The sequence below is a fragment of the Pseudomonas sp. genome (assembly GCF_037994325.1).
Lineage (GTDB): Bacteria > Pseudomonadota > Gammaproteobacteria > Pseudomonadales > Pseudomonadaceae > Aquipseudomonas.
Window position 1 is genome coordinate 1 of the sequence record NZ_JBBNAH010000481.1, and the last position, 2,602, is coordinate 2,602.

The 2,602-nt window shown below is 59.6% G+C and carries 2 protein-coding genes and 1 pseudogene; all 3 read left to right on the plus strand.

Annotated features, from left to right (window positions below):
• A pseudogene (locus AAAB16_RS16335) lies at positions 1–361 on the plus strand (thermonuclease family protein); the annotation flags it as partial.
• Positions 358–1,794, plus strand: a complete 1,437-nt coding sequence (locus tag AAAB16_RS16340) for a M48 family metalloprotease (RefSeq protein ID WP_340664271.1) — start codon at positions 358–360, stop codon at positions 1,792–1,794. The pseudogene AAAB16_RS16335 and the gene AAAB16_RS16340, both read left to right, overlap by 4 nt.
• A 101-nt stretch (positions 1,795–1,895) precedes the next feature.
• On the plus strand, positions 1,896–2,602 hold a 707-nt coding region (locus AAAB16_RS16345; RefSeq protein WP_340664272.1), incomplete at its 3' end, for a malic enzyme-like NAD(P)-binding protein.

Genomic DNA, 2,602 nt, shown 5'->3' on the forward strand with positions numbered 1-2,602 from the left:
TTGCCAGCAGCAGGCCGAGCGCAGTGCGCGCGCGGCGCGACTAGGCTTATGGCGAGCGGCGCCGCTGCAACACGCGCAGCAACTTAACGACAGTGGGTTTGCTTTGGTTCAGGGACGGGTCATGAAGGTCGAGCAGAATCGTGGTGGTGTGTGGTTGCAGCTCGACGGCCCGCTGGTGCTGCAGGTGTCTAGCAAGGCGTTGGCGAACTTTGACCTGAAGGCATTGCGCGCCATGCAGGGGCAAACCATTGAGGCGCGCGGCTGGGTGATTGATCGCAGCCGGCGCGGCAACGCTCAGTCCGCGCAGGCGCGCTGGATGTTGCCGCTGACTCATCCGGCAATGCTGGAGGTACGGCCATGAAGTTTCGTCTGTTTGCCCTGCTGGCCTTGCTTGCGCTGTTGCAAGGCTGTGCACAAAACCCCGCCACAGGCGAAAGCAACTTTGTGACCATGAGCGAGCGCCAAGAGCTTGAGCTCGGGCGCGAGTACAGCCAGGAAATCGCCAAGCAGTACCCGCGTTACCCCGATGAAAAGCTGCAAGCCTATGTGCAGCAAGTGGGTGAACGCGTGGCTCAGCACAGCCACCGTAGCAATCTGACGTACCACTTCACCGTTATCGACAGCCCCGATATCAACGCCTTCGCCTTGCCCGGCGGCTACATCTATATCCACCGTGGCTTGCTTGCCTACCTGAGCTCCGAGGCCGAGCTGGCGGCTGTGCTCGGTCATGAGGTGGGGCACGTTACGGCGCGGCACAGCGTGCAGCAGCAAAGTCAGTCCCAGGCCTGGGGCATTCTCGGCCAGGCGGTAGCGATTGGCACAGGCGTCGGCGCAGCGGCTGATATCACCAGTGCCTTGGGCTCGACCATTGTGCGTGGCTACGGGCGCGATATGGAATTGCAGGCCGATGGCCTTGGCGCCCAGTACTTGGCGCGCGCCGGATACGACCCACAAGCAATGATCGAAGTGGTTGAGGTGCTGAAAAGCCAAGACGACTATGCCCGCGACGAAGCCAGAAAAGCCGGTAAGCCCGAGCCAACTTCCAGCTACCACGGCGTGTTCGACACCCACCCCGGCAACGACAAACGCTTGCAGGAAGTGGTCGGCCCAGCGCGGGCCTTGGCCACCGGCCAGCAAGAAGTGGGGCGTGATGTGTTTATGCAGCACTTGGCGGGGCTGCCCTATGGCGACTCCGAAGCCACCGGCATTCGCCGTGGTCAGCAGTTCTATCATGCGGAGCTGGACTTCACCTTCAGCGCGCCGCCCGGTTGGTCCCTGCTCAATCGTCCGGATGCCGTAATCGCCCATAGCACTGACGAAAACGCGTTTATCGCGGTGGTGCTGGAGAAAGTGAAGCCGGGCCAGACGCCGCAGCAATTTATCCGCTCCAAGGTTTCCGGCAGTCTGGCCGATGAGCGCGAGTTGCAGCAGTCTGGCTTACAGGGCTATACCGCGATTATTCCTGGGCGCCCGGCCAAACGGGTGGCGGTGGTTTACAAGGGCAACTCGGCTTACGTCTTTATCGCCAGCGTAAAAGCGCCCGCTTCGCTGCAAACCGAAGACGAAAATTTCCTCAAAGTGATCAATAGTTTTCGACCTCTGCGGGCTGAGGAGCGTAAGCTAGCGCAACCTCTCCGGCTGCAACTGGTGCGTGCCACAAGCGCGCAAACCATGACCAAGCTAGCTCAGGGCAGTACGCTGCCCGGTAACGCCGAGTCCCGTCTGCGCCTACTCAATCATCTATATCCAAGCGGCGAGCCGTCCCCTGGGGATTGGCTTAAAGTCGTACGCTAGAGCCCTTGACAGACCTGACTGGTCAGTCTTGTTCGAGCCCTGCATCTTGCGTATCCTCGCTGCCTGTCTGTTTAACAGCATAAAAAAGCGGAAATGCCACCATGTCTGATTTGAAAACTGCCGCTCTCGAATATCACGCCCATCCTCGTCCGGGGAAGCTGAGTGTCGAGCTGACCAAACCCACTTCCACTGCGCGTGATCTGTCCCTGGCGTATAGCCCAGGCGTGGCAGAACCGGTGCGTGAAATCGCTCGTGACCCCGAGTTGGCTTACAAGTACACCGGCAAAGGCAACCTGGTTGCAGTGATTTCCGACGGTACCGCCATTCTGGGGTTGGGTGACCTCGGCCCGCTGGCATCCAAGCCGGTAATGGAAGGCAAGGGCGTGCTGTTCAAGCGTTTCGCCGGCATTGACGTATTCGACATCGAAGTCGACTCCGAAAGCCCGCAAGCCTTTATCGATACCGTAAAACGCATTTCCATCACCTTTGGTGGTATCAACCTGGAAGACATCAAAGCCCCCGAGTGCTTTGAGATCGAGCGCGCGCTGATCGAACAGTGCGACATCCCGGTATTCCACGACGACCAGCACGGCACCGCGATTGTGACCGCTGCCGGCATGCTCAATGCCCTGGAAATCGTCGGCAAAACCCTGCCCGAAGCCAAGATTGTTTGCCTGGGCGCTGGCGCTGCCGCTATCTCCTGCATGAAGTTGCTGGTGAGCATGGGTGCCAAGATCGAAAACATCTTTATGATCGACCGCAGTGGCGTGATTCACGCTGGCCGGACCGATCTGAACCAATACAAAGC

What these genes read in the sequence shown, in the direction of transcription:
- AAAB16_RS16340 (WP_340664271.1), top strand. Translation starts at nt 358, where the DNA reads ATGAAGTTTCGTCTGTTTGCCCTGCTGGCCTTGCTTGCGCTGTTGCAA.